14 protein-coding genes and 3 pseudogenes are annotated in these 16,229 nt (G+C 65.3%); 11 read left to right on the top strand and 6 right to left on the bottom strand.

The genetic code is table 11. The features are described 5' to 3' along the window. The first annotated feature begins 79 nt into the window (after positions 1-79). From U873_RS0124320 to U873_RS0124330, 3 genes are all read left to right on the top strand, one after another. Entirely contained in the window at positions 80-1,219 is a 1,140-nt protein-coding gene (locus U873_RS0124320) for a M50 family metallopeptidase (RefSeq protein WP_025130729.1), read from the top strand. 100 nt (positions 1,220-1,319) lie between these two features. Beyond that, the gene (locus U873_RS0124325; protein WP_025130730.1) at positions 1,320-1,613 is read left to right on the top strand and encodes a DUF3144 domain-containing protein; all 294 of its coding nucleotides are present in this window, start codon (positions 1,320-1,322) and stop codon (positions 1,611-1,613) included. Positions 1,614-1,958: 345 nt separating this feature from the next. Beyond that, on the top strand, positions 1,959-2,375 hold the full coding sequence (locus U873_RS0124330) for a hypothetical protein (protein WP_025130731.1): 417 nt from the start codon (positions 1,959-1,961) through the stop codon (positions 2,373-2,375). 61 nt (positions 2,376-2,436) lie between these two features. On the opposite strand, the gene U873_RS0124335 is transcribed toward U873_RS0124330, so the two are convergent. Then, positions 2,437-3,375, bottom strand: coding sequence for a LysR family transcriptional regulator (locus U873_RS0124335; RefSeq protein ID WP_025130732.1), 939 nt, complete (start codon positions 3,373-3,375; stop codon positions 2,437-2,439). Positions 3,376-3,499: 124 nt separating this feature from the next. Between U873_RS0124335 and U873_RS0124340 the strand changes: the two genes are divergently transcribed. From U873_RS0124340 to U873_RS37695, 4 genes and pseudogenes are all read left to right on the top strand, one after another. Further along, complete coding sequence (locus U873_RS0124340) at positions 3,500-4,246, top strand: SDR family NAD(P)-dependent oxidoreductase (RefSeq protein ID WP_025130733.1); 747 nt, start codon at positions 3,500-3,502, stop codon at positions 4,244-4,246. A gap of 13 nt (positions 4,247-4,259) precedes the next feature. Continuing rightward, entirely contained in the window at positions 4,260-4,475 is a 216-nt protein-coding gene (locus U873_RS0124345; protein WP_025130734.1) for a 4-oxalocrotonate tautomerase family protein, read from the top strand. A gap of 375 nt (positions 4,476-4,850) precedes the next feature. Beyond that, positions 4,851-5,486 (top strand): annotated as a pseudogene (locus U873_RS37690) (cache domain-containing protein); the annotation flags it as partial. A 582-nt stretch (positions 5,487-6,068) separates the two neighbouring features. Next, a pseudogene (locus U873_RS37695) lies at positions 6,069-6,608 on the top strand (methyl-accepting chemotaxis protein); the annotation flags it as partial. A gap of 168 nt (positions 6,609-6,776) precedes the next feature. Here U873_RS37695 and U873_RS0124355 read toward each other — a convergent pair. Continuing rightward, the gene (locus tag U873_RS0124355; RefSeq protein ID WP_025130736.1) at positions 6,777-7,232 is read right to left on the bottom strand and encodes a hypothetical protein; all 456 of its coding nucleotides are present in this window, start codon (positions 7,230-7,232) and stop codon (positions 6,777-6,779) included. A gap of 311 nt (positions 7,233-7,543) precedes the next feature. Further along, on the bottom strand, positions 7,544-8,449 hold the full coding sequence (locus U873_RS0124360; RefSeq protein ID WP_025130737.1) for a LysR family transcriptional regulator: 906 nt from the start codon (positions 8,447-8,449) through the stop codon (positions 7,544-7,546). A gap of 126 nt (positions 8,450-8,575) precedes the next feature. Between U873_RS0124360 and U873_RS0124365 the strand changes: the two genes are divergently transcribed. Both U873_RS0124365 and U873_RS35420 read left to right on the top strand, forming a co-directional pair. Then, positions 8,576-10,027 (top strand): MFS transporter, encoded by a 1,452-nt coding sequence (locus U873_RS0124365; RefSeq protein ID WP_051586106.1) that lies wholly within the window; start codon positions 8,576-8,578, stop codon positions 10,025-10,027. A 33-nt stretch (positions 10,028-10,060) separates the two neighbouring features. Beyond that, positions 10,061-11,788 carry an alkaline phosphatase D family protein gene (locus tag U873_RS35420; protein ID WP_081818705.1) on the top strand — a complete coding sequence of 576 codons (1,728 nt, stop codon included), beginning with the start codon at positions 10,061-10,063 and terminating at the stop codon, positions 11,786-11,788. Positions 11,789-11,977: 189 nt separating this feature from the next. Here U873_RS35420 and U873_RS0124375 read toward each other — a convergent pair whose 3' ends face one another. Both U873_RS0124375 and lysA read right to left on the bottom strand, forming a co-directional pair. Then, positions 11,978-12,637: a hypothetical protein gene (locus U873_RS0124375; protein ID WP_025130740.1), complete on the bottom strand. Its 660-nt coding sequence runs from the start codon at positions 12,635-12,637 to the stop codon at positions 11,978-11,980. Positions 12,638-12,772: 135 nt separating this feature from the next. Further along, a complete protein-coding gene (lysA, locus tag U873_RS0124380) occupies positions 12,773-14,005 on the bottom strand; it encodes a diaminopimelate decarboxylase (protein WP_025130741.1) in 1,233 nt (410 codons plus the stop codon). A gap of 128 nt (positions 14,006-14,133) precedes the next feature. Between lysA and U873_RS0124385 the strand changes: the two genes are divergently transcribed. Beyond that, positions 14,134-15,072, top strand: coding sequence for a LysR family transcriptional regulator (locus U873_RS0124385; protein WP_025130742.1), 939 nt, complete (start codon positions 14,134-14,136; stop codon positions 15,070-15,072). 218 nt (positions 15,073-15,290) lie between these two features. Next, on the top strand, positions 15,291-15,593 hold the full coding sequence (locus tag U873_RS0124395) for a hypothetical protein (RefSeq protein WP_025130743.1): 303 nt from the start codon (positions 15,291-15,293) through the stop codon (positions 15,591-15,593). 243 nt (positions 15,594-15,836) lie between these two features. On the opposite strand, the pseudogene U873_RS0124400 reads toward U873_RS0124395, so the two are convergent. Next, positions 15,837-16,229 (bottom strand): annotated as a pseudogene (locus U873_RS0124400) (acetyl-CoA C-acetyltransferase); the annotation flags it as partial.

A 16,229-nucleotide genomic window follows, 5' to 3' on the forward strand; every position in this document is an offset into this window, starting at 1 on the left:
CTGTCGGGTTGAATGGGCAGGGTGGAAACTGGCAGTCTGCGCGCCCGCATCTACCCTCGCACCTCCAAGGACGGCCGCCATGAACCGCAACAAAGGGCTCGGTGCTCTGAACACTCTGATCCGTGGACTGCAGATACTCCTGGGCCTGGCCAGCTGGCTGGGCGCGGCGCTGATCATCGGCCTTCACCTGCGCTTCGGCCTGCACTCCGACCTGCAGCCATTCCTGTCGATGATCCTCTCCGCTGGCCTGGTGCTGGTGGCCCTGGCCGTGCACGAAGGCGGCCATTACCTGGGGGCCAGGTTCAATGCCATGCCGGTGCTGCTGATGCGTGTCGCGGCGCTGGAGATCCAGGTGCGGCGTCGGGGCTGGCAGGTGCGCTGGTCGCCCCAGCTCAAGAGCCGCCGGCTTGGTGGTTTCGTGATGGCCGCGGCCAATCCCCGGCGTCCGTTGCGCCGGCAGATGCTGTGGATGGTGGCAATGGGGCCTGTGTTCAACCTGCTGGTGGGCATGACCTGCCTGGGGGTTGCCGGGCTCGGCCAGGGCCTGGTGGCGGCCGTTGCCCTGGCGTTTGCCGTGATCAACCTGTGCATGGCACTGGCCAATTTGCTGCCGACCCTGAGTGTGCATGCCAGCGATGGGGCATTGCTGATTGCCTGGTGGCGGCACCGTGACGACCAGGCTGATGCATTGGCCCCGATGCGCCTGCTCGCCCTGACCGCCGCCGGGGTGCCCAGCGAGCAGCTGCCGGCTGCCGATATTGCCCTGTTGGCCCAGGGCCCGATGCCCCAGCCGTTGCTGGCCTTCGACTATCGTCTCGGCGCACTGCTGAACCAGGGGGACTGGCAGGCGGCGCTGCAACTGGAGCCGGAGCTGGAAGCGGTGCTGCAAAGCCATCGGCAGTCATTGACCGGCATGAGCACCCTGATCACTCTGCTACGCATCGAGCTGGGTTTTCTCCGCGCCTGCCAGCAGCAGGATGCCAACTGCCTGTGGGACGACGGGATGGACCGCGACATTGACTGGTTCGCCCCTTGGCTGCGTCCGCGCTGCGAGGCCCTGCGGGCTTTTCTGCGGGGCGATCGGCAGCAGGGCGAAGTGCATCTGCAGCGGGCATTGCAGGCGTCAGATAACTGCGTGCTGCGCTCACAGCAGCCCAGCGAAGCGCTCCTGGCGCAGTACCTGCGGGCCCTGCCGGTGGCGCCTGGCAGCCGTGCCTGAACCTCTTGCGTGCGGGCCGGTGGTAGAAAACCATCGGCCTTGCGGGCGCAACCCCTTATACTCCCGCGCCTTATTTTCCAGCCAGCAAGAGGAACGCTCCGTGGCCAATGAAACGGATCAGGATTTCTTCAACCGTGCCGACGCCATCATCGAATTGGCCAACACCCATATCGCCGACAGCAGCCGGGGCAAGGCCAGTGCCTCGCTGATGTACGCCAACGCGCGCTTCAGTGCCTGGGTCAGTGCCTGCGGTTGCCGCAATGTCGAGGAGCTGGCCGCGGCCAAGCAGCAGGCGGTGGACTATTTCGTCGAGGAATTTCGCCTGATGCTGGAAGAAAATCTCACCGACTACATCGAAAACTTCGACCTGTACATGGGCAACCAACCGAGCTGAAACAGTCGCCACAGCCCTTCCTCCAGGCGGCCCCGGGCATTGCGTCCGGGCCGCTGGTGTGCCAGCCGTTGGGCGCTTGCCGCGCCCTGAAAATGCCTGCTGTTTATCGCCACGGATGCCCTGTCTGCGCTGTGCAATCGCGCTTTGATCTGAGCACGCCGGAGCCCCTGCAACCGTTGGTCCTGTTGTCTTTGCGCCTTCCCGGGAGCCGATTGTGGCTCGACTACACTGCGCCTGCGGCAGGCTGTCCAGGGCCGCCGGGCCTTTCTGCGGGAAGCTCGGCGGTTCGTTGCCGCACCTCCCGCAGGAGCAAGGAACACAGCCAGTCAACAAGGAGTGCCAACCATGATCGTCATACCACAACGCAATATCGACAACGGTAGCGTCATCTCGCTGCGCGGCGACTCGGGCAACTACATGTCGCGGATGGGCGCCACCGGCCTTGAACTCTCCAAGGGCTCCATCGATCAGTACAGCAAGTTCAAAGTGGTGCTGATACAGATCGGCGGTGAAAAGAAGCTCGCGCTGCAGGGCGATTCCGGCAAGTTCATGTCGCGAATGGGCGCCACGGGGCTGGAACTGTCCAAGGACAGCATCGACCAGTACTGTCAGTTCTCCTACGCCATCGACAACGCCAGCGGGCAGATTTCCCTGCGCGGCGACAACGGCAAGTGGATGTCGCGCATGGGGGACAAAGGGCTGGAACTGTCCAAGGACGCCATTGATCGCTACAGCCAGTTCCTGCTGGTGCTCGAGGGTTGAAGTCGCCGCGCTGACCCATCAAGCCGCAGGGCGCAGCCGTCCTGTGGCTTGATCGTGATCTTCAGTCCGGGGCTTGCGGTGATCGCGCCACACCCTGGCTTTGCTGCAACAGAAAGTCGATGAACACTCGCACCCGCTGTGGCACATGACGTGCCTCGGGGTAGAGCAGGATAAACGGCCGTGAGCGGCCGCCGAATGCTTGCAGCACCTCCACCAACTCGCCACTGTCGAGCTCGCTCTGCACCGTGAAGCGATAAACCTGCATCAAGCCAACCCCGCTTTTGGCCAGCATCAGCGTGGCCAGGAAGTCTTCCAGGCAACAGAATCTGCCGTGGGTGTCCAGCTCCAGCGGCTTGCCATCCACCTGAAAAGACCAGGGCACCTTGCGCCCGGTGCTGGGCAGCGCGAACTGAATGCACTGGTGAGCGGCCAGGGCGTCGAGGGTGTCCGGGATGCCGGCCCGCTCCAGGTAGCCCGGGGTCGCCACCACCACCAGCTCGGCATCTTCCAGGCGCCGGGCGATCAGGTTGGAGTCCAGCGGCTCGCGCCCGCGAATCGCCAGGTCGTAGCCGTCCTCGGCGAAATCGATATTGCGGTGGCTCACGTGCAGGTCGACCTGCACCTGGGGGTAGTGCTGGTGGAACAGCGGCAGCAGGGGCATCAGGCGAAAATAGGCATAGGGCGTCGGCAGGCTGATGCGCAACAGGCCGGATGCCACGCTCTGGCCGCCGGTGACCTGGCGCTCGGCCTCCACCAGTTGGGTCAGGGCCTGGCGGCATTCCTGGTAGTAGGCACGCCCGGCGTCGCTCAGGCGCACCTGGCGGGTGGTGCGCACGAACAGGCGTACGCCGAGCCGTTCTTCCAGGCGGCCGATGGCCCGGCTGACCGCCGCCGGGGTGACCCCGGCCGTGGCTGCCGCGGCGGTAAAACTGGCGGTTTCCGCCGCCAGGCAGAACAGCTCGATGCTGCCCAGTTGCAGGTCGTCGAAATGCCGGCTCATGGTGGGCTCATTGATTACATGGGGTATCAGTTGAAGTGCCATGAGCCTTATTTTTCAATCATTGATTGCTATTTAAAGTGACGCTCCATCACGGGCCAGCGGCTCGATCAACAGGAGCAAGTGCATGAATACCCCTCGTACCGTCATCGTCACCGGTGCCTCCAGCGGCCTGGGTTTTGCCATCGCCGAGGCCTATCTCAAGCGGGGCGACAATGTGGTAGGCAACGGACGCAGCCTGGCACGCCTGGAGCAAGCCGCGGCGCGCCTGGGCCATCCGTCGAACCTGCGGCTGGTGGCCGGCGACATCGGCCTGCCGCAAACCAGCCAGCGCCTGTTCGATGAGGCCCTGGCGAGTTTCGGCCAGGTCGACATCCTGATCAGCAACGCCGGGATCTTCATTCCCAAGCCAGTGGGCGATTACACCGAGGAAGATTTTGAGGCGATTGTCAGCACCAACCTCAAGGGCTTCTTCTATCCGGCCCAGGCAGCGGCCCGGCACATGGCGGCCCGGGGCACCGGGCACATTGTCGCGATCACCGCGTCGATCGCCCTGCAACCCAATACCCAGGTGCCGGCGCTGTTGCCGGTGCTGGTCAAGGGCGGGCTGAACCAGGCGGTGCGTGCCCTGGCCCTGGAACTGGCGAGCGCCCAGGTGATGGTCAACGGGGTGGCTCCGGGGATCATCGATACGCCTTTGCACCAGGCTGACGAACAGACCCGGGAGGGGCTCAAGACCCTGGCCCCGACCGGTCGCATCGGTACGGCGCAGGATGTGGTGGAGGCGGTGCTGTACCTGACCGACTCGACGTTTGTCACCGGGACGGTGCTGGCGGTGGACGGCGGTTCCGCCAGCGGTGTTTGGTCCGTGTGAACAGGAGCAGGACATGCCCTACGTGAAGATCCAGGTGACCCGGGAAGGGGTCACCGCCGAACACAAGCGGGCCCTGATCGAAGGGGCCACCGAGTTGCTGCAACGGGTGCTGAACAAGCCTCCAGCCTCGACTTTCGTGGTGATCGAGGAGATCCCCACCGACAACTGGGGCGTGGGCGGCGAGACGGTCACCGCGCTGCGCCAGCGCGAACGCGACGGGCAGGGGTGAAGGTCGCCCCTGGACGCCGCTCAGGTCCCTTGGGGATGTGAGCGGCGTCACTCTTTTCTCAAGTGAACCGCAGCCGTGGTCGATAACTCCTGAATGCCCATTGATACGGAGTTCGTCATGGCTTTGCTACCGGTTCGTCTGTCTCATCGTTTGACCCTCGGCAGCGTGCTGCTGTTGCTGTTCACGGCGCTGGCGGTATTTGCCGTGATGACCCTGCGGGGACAACCCAGAGTCGTGGAGGCGAGCTCGGCATTGATCGAACAGACCGGCAGCGCCATCGTCCGTCAGCTGGCACTGCAGCTGGCGGGCATCGAAGGCGTGACCGCGAGCATGGCCCACCTGGTGGAAGGCTTGCCCAAGGAGCCGGCGCTGTTCATGGCCACTTTGCCCAAGGTCATCGACCATGAAGGTGACAAGGCGATTGCCGGCGGCGGGATCTGGCCGGAGCCCAATGCGTTCGCCCCCGGCGTCGAGCGCCGCAGTTTCTTCTGGGCCCGCAGCGATGCCGGGCCCCTGGCGTTTTCCGATGACTACAACGCCGCCGGCAGCGCCGGTTATCACCATGAAGCCTGGTACACCGGTGCGCGCAGCAGTGCGGCCGGGCGTTGCCTGTGGTCCGAGGCCTACCAGGACCCGGTGACCCAGGTGCCGATGACCACCTGCAGCGTGCCCTATCGCCAGGACGGCAGCTTTGCCGGGGTCGCCACCATCGACCTGCGCCTGGATGACCTGGCGCGCTTCCTCAAGGAGCAGGGCTCGGTAACCGGCGGGTATGCCTTCGCCCTGGACCAGGCCGGCAACGTTCTGTACTTCCCCGATGCCCAGGCCGGTGGTGCAGGGCAGATGCTCAGCTTCGATACCTTGAGCCAGCAGCAGCCCTGGTTGCGCCCGGTGGCCGAGGCGCTGGCCAAGGCGGCAGCGCCTGGCCAGGTGCGCAGCGTCGACCTGGCAGAAGACGGCCGCTTGCAGGAGGCGGTGCGGGTCAGCCTGTTCAGCATGCCGGGCAGCGGCTGGACCATCGGCCTGGTGACCCCGGAGCAGAAGGTCACCGGCCTGGCCCGGGCCATGACCACCGAGATTCTGCTGTTCCTCCTGCCGTTGCTGGCCTTGCTGCTGTTCTTCGCCTGGCTCGGCGGGCACAAGCTGATCGCCCAACTGGAAGAAACCACCCAGCAGATCGATGCCCTGGGCCGTGGCCAGGCTACCGACAACACCGAGTTGCACGTGGCTCGGGCCGACGAGATCGGCGCCTTGCGCGGTGCGGTCAACCGCTACGCCGGGCAGTTGCGGCAGATGCTGCAGAAGATCGCCAGCGAAGCCCGGCAGTTGCACGGTGAAGCCGGGCGCCTGGGGGAACTGAGCAGCACCCTGGCCCAGCGCGCCGAGCAGCAGCGTCAGGAAAACACCCAGTTGGCCACGGCCATTACCGAGATGTCCTCCAGTGCCCTGGAAGTGGCGCAGAACACCAACAACTGCGCCGACACCGCCCGCCAGTCGCTGGTGGTGGTGCAGGACGGCCAGCAGAAGGTCAATGCCAACAGCCAGTCGATCCAGCAACTATCTGCGGAAATGGCCGAGGCGATGGCGGTGATCCAGCGCCTGGAACAGGACAGCCAACAGGTCGGCGCGGTGCTCGACGTGATCAAGGCAATCTCCGAGCAGACCAACCTGCTGGCGCTGAACGCGGCCATCGAAGCCGCCCGAGCCGGTGAGCAGGGCCGCGGTTTTGCGGTGGTGGCGGACGAGGTGCGGACCCTGGCCGGACGTACCCAGACTTCGGCCAACGAGATCAGTGGCATGATCAACGACCTGCAGCAGGCTTCACGCCAGGCGGTGCAGGCGATCCAGGCCGGCGAGGCGCGTACCCGCCAGGCCGTGGGCGAAGCCTCCGGCGCCTCGGATGCACTGTCGAGCACGGTGACCAGCTTCGACGACATCTCCCAGCGCGCGCAGCAGATCGCCGTGGCGGCGCAGCAGCAGAGCCACGTGACCCAGGAAATCAACGAACTGGCGGTGCGCATCCACGGCATCAGCGAAGACAATGCCCGGGACGCCCAGGCCCTGGACAAGGTCAGCGAGGCGATGCAGGCCCTGTCCGGGCGCTTGTCGAACCTGAGCCAGGGCCACAGCTGAGGCCAACCGGCCCGCCCTCCGTGCGGAGGGCGGCCTATGCATTTCCCCGCACATGCAGCACCAGGTCTGCCGAGTCTTCACTCAGCCGCGGCGGCGCCTGGTGGTGGGCCCTGGGTTGGGCAGCATGCCCGTACTTAGGTTGAACCCTGCTTGCGTGCCTTCGCCGGGTCAGTGCTGAGTGCTCAGCACCAGCAGGAAGTTGCTTGCCAGGCCGATGGCCACCCAGGCAAAGCCTGACAGGCCCCCCTTGAGCCACTGCTCGGGAGCGATGCGCCGCGCCCGGTAGCGGGCGATCAGGGTGCCGATCAGCGCCCCCGGAAAGTCGAACAGGTAGAACAGCCAGCCCATCACATCCTCTGGTGCGTTGATCCACAGGCACATGAGCTGCAGGTGCGCCGACAGGGCCAGGGCGACCCCGGTGAACAGCGCCAGGCTTGGCCGGGTCAGCAGCAACAGGCCGAGGATCAGGGCCTGGGGCAACCAGTACCAGGCGAAGTTGCTCCAGAAATAATCACTGGGCTCCCAGGCTCGTCCGGCGGCCAGGAGCATGCCCCAGAGCACTGCGACAGCGGCGGGCAGGTGATCACGGGTCAGGGCGGGAATCAGCGTTGGGCGGGTGGGCATGGGGCAGGGCTCGATAGGTGTTGCTGCGGGGTTGAGGTCTGAAGGCTGCTGCCGATCAGTCAAGGCGCCACCAGGCTATAGGTGGCGGGGGAGCGTGCTCCCGTTCAGTCGTGCGGTGGTCAAGCCGAGTGCGGACCTCCTGGCCAGCTCGGGGCCGGCCATTGGCGGTGGCTGCGCCACCTCAGCGGGAGCAGGCTCCCTCGCCCCCCGGCATTTTTTGTTTGCCGTTGCGTTTAACGGATCGGCATTGGGGCTCGGGGCCGTCCTGTGGCAGAAAGTGTGTGCCGGCATCAACGGTGGCGGGGTCGGGTTCAACGGTTTTGGCCTTGATCGGCACACAGCTCATACACGCAGCTGCGCAGCCAGCGATGGGCCGGATCGGCCTCCATGCGCGGGTGCCAGAGCATGGATATGGTCATTTCCAGGGGCGCCAGGGGCAGGCTGAAACTGTGCAGGCCGTCTCGCAGGCTGGCGGTGTGGCGCTCGGGCAGCGTGGCGATCAGGTCCGAACCCCGGGCCAGGGCCAGGGCCGCCGAGAAGCCGCCGACCTGGGCGACGATTTGCCGTTCCAGCCCCAAGGCGCTCAAGGCTTCGTCGATGCGTCCAGGGCCCTGGCCCTGGCGCGAGATCAGGATGTGCTGGCCTGCCGCATAGCGTTTCGCGGTGATTTTGCCCCGGCTCAGCGGGTGCCCGGCGCGCACCACGCCGATCATGCGGTCGCGGTACAACGCCCGGGTGCGCAGTTCGGGGCTGGTGTGTTCATCGACCACTGCGGTTTCCAGGTCGACGCTGGCCTCGCGCAAGGGCGTGCTGTCGCGGTTGAGCTTGTTGACGAAATGCACGCGGACCTGGGGCGCCTCGGTGCGCAGGCGTCTGATCAGCGCCGGGCCGAAGTTCTCGACGAAGCCGTCGCGGCTGCGCAGGGTGAAGGTGCGCACCAGGTGTTTGAGGTCGATTTGCTCGGCCGGACGCAGCAGCGCCTGGGCGTTCTCCAGCACAGTGCCGACGCGCTGGCGCAGCTCCAGGGCTCGGGGCGTGGGCACCAGGCCGCGCCCGGCCCGCACCAGCAGCGGGTCGCCGGTGACTTGCCGCAGCCGCGCCAACGCCCGGCTCATGGCCGAGGGGCTCAGTTGCAGGCGCTCGGCGGCCCGCGCCACGCTGCCTTCGCTCAGCAGCACATCGAGGGTCAGCAATAGGTTCAGGTCGGGACTGGTCATGGGCGAAATCTAGCACGGCGACGGCTGAGAAGGCGTTGTTTGCACTGATTAACTGCAAGGCGTGCGTCTTTCGCCAGGTCTGGCGCCTGGCTAGGCTGGCGCCCATTCCTGTATGGAGCCTTGCCCATGACCTCAAGTACCCCGGCCCCGGCCGCTGTCGAACCGCTGCCTGCCCGCGCCCGCTGGGCCCTGGCCAGCCTGTCCCTGGCGATGCTGATGCCGTCCCTGGACACCAGCATTGCCAACGCCGGATTGCCGGTGCTGTCCGAGGCCCTGAAGGCGAGCTTCCAGCAGGTGCAGTGGATCGTCCTGGCCTATCTGCTGGCGGTGACCACGCTGATCGCCAGCGTCGGCCGCCTGGGGGATTTATTGGGGCGGCGGCGCCTGCTGCTGGCCGGCATCGCCTGGTTCAGCGTGGCGTCCCTGGGCTGCGGCCTGGCCCCGAGCCTGGGGTGGCTGCTGGCGGCCCGGGCCCTGCAAGGCGTGGGCGCGGCGCTGATGTTGGCGCTGAGCATCGCCCTGGTGGCGGACAGCGTACCCAAGGCCCGCACCGGCAGTGCCATGGGCCTGCTGGGCACTTTGTCGGCGCTGGGCACCAGCTTCGGGCCGTCCCTGGGGGGCTGGTTGATGAGCAGCCTGGGCTGGCGCTCGATCTTCCTGGTCAACCTGCCCCTGGGGCTCCTGGCCCTGGTGCTGGCCTGGCGCAGCCTGCCGGCCGATGCCCGGCGCGCGGGTTCTGGGCGCCTGGTCTTCGACTACCCCGGCACCTTGCTTCTGGCCCTGGGCCTGGGGGCCTACGCCCTGGCCTTGACCCTGGGGCAGGGCCTGCTGGCCCCCCTGAACCTCGGACTGCTGGGGCTTGCCGGGCTGGCCGGCGGGTTGCTGGTGTGGGTGGAGCGTCGAGTGCCGGCGCCGCTGTTCCAGCCGGCCTTGCTGCGTCAGCGCCAGTTAGGCGCCTGCCTGGCGATGACCCTGCTGGTGTCCACGGTGATCATGTCGACCCTGGTGGTGGGGCCGTTCTACCTGGCCCGCAGCCTGGGGCTCGACCTTCAAACGGTGGGTTTGTGCCTGTCGGTCGGGCCGTTGGTGGCGACCCTCGGCGGCTGGCCGGCGGGGCGCCTGGTGGACCGCTTGGGGGCGCGGCGCATGTCCCGCGGCGGCCTGCTGGGCATGCTGCTCGGCCTGCTGGCCCTGGCGTTGCTGCCCGCCAGCCTGGGCCTGGCAGGCTACCTCGCGCCGCTGGCCCTGGTGACGGCGGGCTACGCGTTGTTCCAGGCGGCCAACAACAGCCTGGTGATGCTCGATGTGGCACCGCAACAACGCGGATTGAGCGCAGGGCTGCTGAGCCTGTCGCGCAACCTCGGCCTGATCAGCGGCACCGCCGCCATGGGCGCGCTGTTCGCCTGGATCAGCAGCGCCAGTGGCATAACCCGGGCCCCGCCCGAGGCGGTCGGCGCCGCCATGCGCGGGACCTATGGCCTAGCCGCGCTGTTGATTGCCCTGGCGCTGATCCTGGCCTTCAGCGACCGGCTGTCAGCATCCGGCGAGCGTCCTTGTGAGCTGCCGCGCCCGGGCTAATCTGCAAGCACCATCACGCAAGGAGCGGTCCCCATGAGCACCCTACGCACCCCGTCGCTAGGCCCGATCGTCGGCCATACCACTGATACTTCCTGCCGCTTATGGATCGCCGCATCGGATGCCCTGGACGAGAAGGGCGTGGCCGAGGACATCCGCACCATCGGGGTGATCGGCGTGGTGGGCAGCAACGGTCGGGTCGCCGGCGAGAACATCTTCTACTTTCGCCTGCGTCGCGAATACCACCGCACCGGCACTTTCAACCTGGGGGTGGACCTCAACCTGTGGCGCAACGAGACCGAGCGCAAGCAACTCAAGCCCTTTGTCCTGACCCCCGCCACCCAGTACCGGGTGCGCATGGCATCGCTGAACGTCGACGATTCCGGCTCCATCGATGACGAGGTGCCCAGCGAGTCGGTGGTGCAACGCTTGCCGGCGGCCTCGGCCTGGGCCAGCGACCTGAATCGCAGCGGCCCGGACAAGGTGTACGTCGAGGCCGAGTTCACCACCCACGCCAGCGCACCTGAAACGGGCAAGCCCCAGCCCCTGAACTTTCTCCTGGGGTCCTGCCGTTATCCGGGGCTGCCGTGGCAACGCAAGGATTCGGATGCGATCTTCGGGCCGATGCTGACGGCCCAGGACGATGTGCAGTTTGTGCTGATGGTCGGCGACCAGATCTACGCCGACGAATTCAACCGCTATGTGCCCATCGGCCGGGCAGACAGCTACAAGGAGTTCGAAGAGCGCTATCACACGGCTTTCGGCTCACCGAACATCAGCCGGCTGTTGGCGCGCAAGCCCACCTACATGATCCTCGACGACCATGAAATCGAGGATAACTGGACCCAGGACCGCATCGGCAAGAGCAGCAAGCGCACGCTGTTCAACTGGGCCATGGGGGCCTACATGAGTTATCAGTGGAGCCACGGCCCGCGCTTCGAAGACAGCTATGTCCAGGGGCGCGAGATGAGCGGCAACGATGTCTACCTGAAACATCAGGCCGTCAACCAACTGTTCTATGATTTTTCCTGTGCCAACTACCCATTCTTCGTCCTCGACACCCGGACCCAGCGCTTTCTCGATGATGTGCCCGGGGCCTTGGCCGATAACCATCTGCTGGGCCGGCCATCGCTACACCCGTCCGAACCGGGCCAGCTCGACCGGCTCTGTGCCTGGCTGCTGCACATGCAGAACGATCGCGGCAACATTCCCAAGTTCATCGTCAGTTCCAGCGTGTTCGTGCCCAATGGCGTGGATACGGCGGGCAAGGGCGAACGCTACGACCGACGCAAGAATGACAGCGACTCCTGGTCGGCATTTCCCACCACCCGCAGCGCGGTGCTGGAAACCATTGCCTTGAACAAGGTGCAGAACGTGGTGTTCCTGTCCGGGGATATTCATTGTTCGAACATTTCCCAGCTGGAGTTCAGCAACGGAGTCCAGGGGATCACGTCCTACGCCGTGACCTCATCGGCCTTCTACTGGCCCTTCTCCTTTGCCGACGGCGATCCGGCCGGCTACGTGCACAACTCCCGCTCGCCGCAGACCCCCGACAGCTTTCCCCTGCAGAATGCCCCGGGCGTGATGGACTACCGCACCTGGGCCTTCACCCAGGCGGACAATTTTGCGCGGATCGAACTGCACCCCGACAGCGCCGAGCTGCTGGTGCAGTTCTACGATGCCGAGGGCGCGCCCCTGGTCACCCGCAAGCAGGACGATACGGTAGACAGCCAGCCCCACAGGCTCAAGCTTGAGCGCTGGTAGCCAGGCGAAAGGCAGGGACTCTGGAGCAGACGCAGGCCAGTCAGGTCTCGACTCTTGCCGCAGTGGCGCAAGCAAATATGGTCGCCACATCCAGTGAGCCAATGGCCGGGGTCTGGGAGCCCTGGCTTGCTAGGGCTCTATTGCGATAACGGCAGTGCTCCCCGGAGCTTCCGGGCCTTGGCCGTTGCTCTAGTGCTCCACGTAGAGTTCATGCAGGTCCTTTACTCGGCCAAGAAACATCGCCTGGCGAAACAGCATGGAGGTGACAAGCGCCACGGCAATGCAGAAGTACAAGGTCTTGTACTGGGGGATGGGGATGAAGTTCGGCGTCTTGTAGCTTAGTTCGAGGACGGCCAAGGCCACGAAACCGGTCAACAGATTCTGGCACAGCGTGACCTCGGCCATGGCCTTGACCAGGACTTTGCCCGCGCCTTCGTTTGCCTTGGCGACCTGATCGATGTTTTTTGAAACGATCTTCCATTTCCGAGTAAAGGGCAGTGGTTGCCGGCTGTTCAGGCCCAGCAGCTCGGTCATGTTCCTGGTGCAGGTCAACACGGCTATGGACAGCAGGTCCCAGAGCACGGCGAAACCGCTGAAGACGATGCCGGACACGTAGCTCAGGATCACCAGCATAATCAGCAAGGCCCCGGTGATGGCGCTTGGTACATCCTGTTGTTCAACACCCGGCAGGATCGGGTACTTGAATGAGAGGGCGATCCAGAACGCCATGCCCGGGCAGATCCGGGCTATCAGGTCGTAATAGACGCTAGGGACGACGTTCATGATCGACGTGAGGCCGCCGCCACTCTCGCCTTTACCGCTCTGATTCGCGCTCTTGTCGTCGCTCATTGCACAGTCCTTCGCTGAGAGAAACTCGGTGAGTTAACTCATAGGTGAAGGTTGCTCGACTGTCTACTGCACCGGGAGCATGAGCAGAGCCTGGCCATGCTCCAGGGCAGCGAGGGGGCAGGGGCGGTTATGCCCTCAGAGCCCCAGCTCTAGGTCCAGCAGGTCGGCCAATGGCTGGCGACGGCGGATCAACCTAGGCTGGCCGTGTTCGAACAGCACTTCCGGCAGCAGGGGCCGGCTGTTGTAGTTGGAGGACATGCTGGCGCCGTAGGCACCGGTGTCGTGCAGCACCAGCAGGTCGCCGACCCGCGCCTGGGGCAGCAGGCGCGGGGTCAGGCATTCATCGTCCTGGGTGAAGATGTCGCCGGATTCGCACAGCGGGCCGCCGACCACGGTCGGCTGTTGCGGGCGGTCCACCGGCTGGCCGTTGCCATCCAGCAGGCTCATGCCGTGGTAGGCACCGTACATGGCCGGGCGCATCAGGTCGTTGAAGCCGGTGTCCACCAGTACGAAGTGATGCTGGCCGGCGGTCTTCACCACCCGCACCTCACTCACCAGGCAGCCGGCCTCGGCCAGCAGGAAGCGCCCCGGCTCGATCTCCATGCGCACGCCGTGGCCCAGGTAGGCTTCGATTTCCTGGCGTGCGGTGTTCCAGGCGTTGGCGTAGCGCTGCACGTCCACTGGCTCGTCGCCGTCGCGGTAGGGCGTGGACAGGCCACCACCGATGGAGAAGGCCTCGATGTCGTGGTCCAGGGACTTCACCGCTGCCACCATGGCCGCGCCCACCTGTTCCAGGTGCCCGTAGTCGACCCCGGAGCCGATGTGCATGTGCAGGCCCACCAGGTGCAGGCCGTACTGGCGGATCACTGCCAGGGCTTCGCCAACCTGGTCGTGCCAGATGCCGTGCTTGCTGTTTTCGCCGCCGGTGTTGGTCTTGCGGCTGTGGCCGTGGCCGAAGCCCGGGTTGATGCGCAGCCATACCCGGTGGCCCGGGGACTTTTCTCCCAGTTGGCGGAGCATGTCGATGGAGCCGGCGTTGACCTCTACCTGCAGCTCTACCACCCGTTGCAGGGTGGCGGTGTCGAACAGGTCGCAGGTGAAGACGATGCCCGCATCGACCGGGCTGAAACCGGCCAGCAGGGCCCGCTCGATCTCCCCCAGGGACACGGCGTCGACCCGCACTCCGGCTTCACGGATCAACCGTAGCAGGTGCAGGTTGGACGAGGCTTTCTGTGCGTAGCGCACCACGTCGAAGGCTTGCAGCTGGGCGATGCGCGCCTTGAGGGTGGCGGCGTCATAGCACCACAACGGAGTGCCGTACTGGCGGGCGGCGGCGACAAGCTGTTCGGGGGAGAAGGGGATGGCCATGGCGAATGCAATCTGTGGTCAGTAAGAGAGCGGCCAGCATGCCGATTCTTGGTCATTCAATAAAATATCTATTCTTTGTCGTGTGATTCAGTTTTGATATGGGCTGAGTTCAATTCTGGAGCCTGTCTGTGCAGATTTCCCTGCGCCACATCGAAGTCTTCCGCGCCATCATGCAGGCCGGCAGCGTCACTGGCGCCGCGCGCCTGCTGTTCACCTCCCAGCCCACGGTGAGCCGCGAACTGGCGCGCCTGGAGAGCCTGTCAGGGCTCAAGCTGTTCGACCGCGAGGGCGGGCGCCTGCTGCCCACGGCCCAGGCCATGCTGTTGCTGGAAGAGGTGGAGCGGGCCTATGTAGGCCTGGAGCGGATCAACAGCGTGGCCCAGTCGATCCGCCGCTTCGAGCACGGCCAATTGAGCCTGAGCTGCCTGCCGCTGTTTTCCCAGACCTTGCTACCCCCGGTGTGCAAGGACTTCCAGGCCCGCCACCCGGGGATCGGCCTGAGCATCAGTGCCCAGGAATCGCCACTGCTGGAAGAGGCCCTGAGTGCCCAGCGCCACGACCTGGGGCTGACCGAAAGCGAGCACCTGCCCCGAGGCACCCAGGGCGAGCTGCTGTTTTGCGCCGACATGGTCTGCATCCTGCCCGAGGGCCATCCGCTGCTGGCCAAGGCGCGGCTGTCGCTGGCGGACTTTGGCAGCCAGAACTTCATCAACCTGTCGGGCCTGGACATCTACCGGCAGACCCTGGACGAGCATTTCCGCCAGGCCGGGGTGGATCGCCGGGTGGTGGTGGAAACCACCAATGCCGCCTCGGTGTGCGCCATGGTCCGCGAGCAATTGGGCGTGGCGATCATCAACCCGCTGAGCGCCATGGAAGAAGTGGGGCGTGGTTTGGCGATCCGTCCGTTGCAGATGTCGGTGCCCTATCGGGTGATGCTGATCCGCCCGGACTACCGGCCTTCGTCGAGTTTTGTCGAGGGTTTCTGCACGGTGCTGCGCGCCCAGGCCAAGGCGCTGCAGGAGCAGGTCGAGCGGATAGTGCAGGGCGCGCAGGAAGGCAACGCCTGAGCCGGTCTGGCTAATGGGGCCTGCCCCCTGGATTCATTTCGAAGTGCGCCGTTTGGCACTGATGATGGAAGCCTTGCGTTCCGGGGAAACATGTCCCTCTCGTATGGCGGCAGACAGTTACAGAGGATGGTCCTGGGTCCGGCCGAGCTTGTGGCAAGCCTCAGGCAGGTCCGGATCGTCGTGACTCAATCCTCTGACTGGTTCTGGAGTTGAATAAAATGCCTATCGCCATTCACGCACGAAACAACACCGCCGCAGCGCAGCAAGTTGCCATCAGGAACACTGCCCAGGGCAACAACCTGGCCAACGTGAACATACCTGCCCAAGGCAACGTGGTCCTTTATGTTCTGCAAGCGGATGCCAACGCCACTCTGTATTTGATCTGCAATGGAGTGACAGCCCAGACCACCCAGCTGAACGTGGTCTATCACGGCTTCAGCAGTGTTGAACAAGACGGTGACTGGCCCCGTCAATGGACGGTCGAGGGCGCGGCAGACGGCGTACAGCTGGACCTGGCGTAACCAGGAACGAGCTTTTCCTGTAGGAGCCAGCTTGCTGGCGAAAGCGATCTCTCGGACGCCTTGCCTGTAGGAGCCAGCTTGCTGGCGAAAGCGGTCTCACGGACGCCTTGCCTGTAGGAGCCAGCTTGCTGGCGAAGGTGATCTCACGGACGCCTTGCCTGTAGGAGCCAGCTTGCTGGCGAAGGCGATCTCACGGACGCCTTCGCTGGCAAGCCAGCTCCTACAGGGGGCGGGTTTTGCAGGTTAGCGTTCGATCGCCAGGGCCACGCCCTGGCCGCCGCCGATGCACAAGGTAGCGAGGCCTTTCTTGGCATCGCGCTTGATCATCTCGTGCAGCAGGGTCACCAGCACCCGGCAGCCCGAGGCGCCGATCGGGTGGCCGATGGCAATCGCGCCACCATTGACGTTGACCTTGTTCGCATCCCACTCAAGTTCCTTGGCCACCGACAGCGACTGGGCGGCGAAGGCTTCGTTGGCTTCGATCAGGTCCAGCTGGTCCAGGGTCCAGCCGGCCTTGTCCAGGCAGCGGCGGGTGGCCGAGACCGGGCCGATGCCCATGATCGCCGGGTCGACGCCAGCGTTGGCGTAGGCGGCGATTGTCGCCAGTACCGGCAGGCCCAGGGCCCGGGCCTTGCT

This window comes from Pseudomonas sp. PH1b (assembly GCF_000633395.1).
In the GTDB taxonomy this organism is placed as follows: domain Bacteria; phylum Pseudomonadota; class Gammaproteobacteria; order Pseudomonadales; family Pseudomonadaceae; genus Aquipseudomonas.

Bases quoted from the DNA above. Each gene is read 5' to 3' on its own strand.
- U873_RS0124320 (WP_025130729.1), top strand. From the start codon at position 80: ATGAACCGCAACAAAGGGCTCGGTGCTCTGAACACTCTGATCCGTGGA.
- U873_RS0124330 (WP_025130731.1), top strand. From the start codon at position 1,959: ATGATCGTCATACCACAACGCAATATCGACAACGGTAGCGTCATCTCG.
- U873_RS0124335 (WP_025130732.1), bottom strand. From the start codon at position 3,375: ATGAGCCGGCATTTCGACGACCTGCAACTGGGCAGCATCGAGCTGTTC.
- U873_RS0124340 (WP_025130733.1), top strand. From the start codon at position 3,500: ATGAATACCCCTCGTACCGTCATCGTCACCGGTGCCTCCAGCGGCCTG.
- U873_RS0124345 (WP_025130734.1), top strand. From the start codon at position 4,260: ATGCCCTACGTGAAGATCCAGGTGACCCGGGAAGGGGTCACCGCCGAA.
- U873_RS0124355 (WP_025130736.1), bottom strand. From the start codon at position 7,232: ATGCCCACCCGCCCAACGCTGATTCCCGCCCTGACCCGTGATCACCTG.
- U873_RS0124360 (WP_025130737.1), bottom strand. From the start codon at position 8,449: ATGACCAGTCCCGACCTGAACCTATTGCTGACCCTCGATGTGCTGCTG.
- U873_RS0124365 (WP_051586106.1), top strand. From the start codon at position 8,576: ATGACCTCAAGTACCCCGGCCCCGGCCGCTGTCGAACCGCTGCCTGCC.
- U873_RS35420 (WP_081818705.1), top strand. From the start codon at position 10,061: ATGAGCACCCTACGCACCCCGTCGCTAGGCCCGATCGTCGGCCATACC.
- U873_RS0124375 (WP_025130740.1), bottom strand. From the start codon at position 12,637: ATGAGCGACGACAAGAGCGCGAATCAGAGCGGTAAAGGCGAGAGTGGC.
- lysA (WP_025130741.1), bottom strand. From the start codon at position 14,005: ATGGCCATCCCCTTCTCCCCCGAACAGCTTGTCGCCGCCGCCCGCCAG.
- U873_RS0124395 (WP_025130743.1), top strand. From the start codon at position 15,291: ATGCCTATCGCCATTCACGCACGAAACAACACCGCCGCAGCGCAGCAA.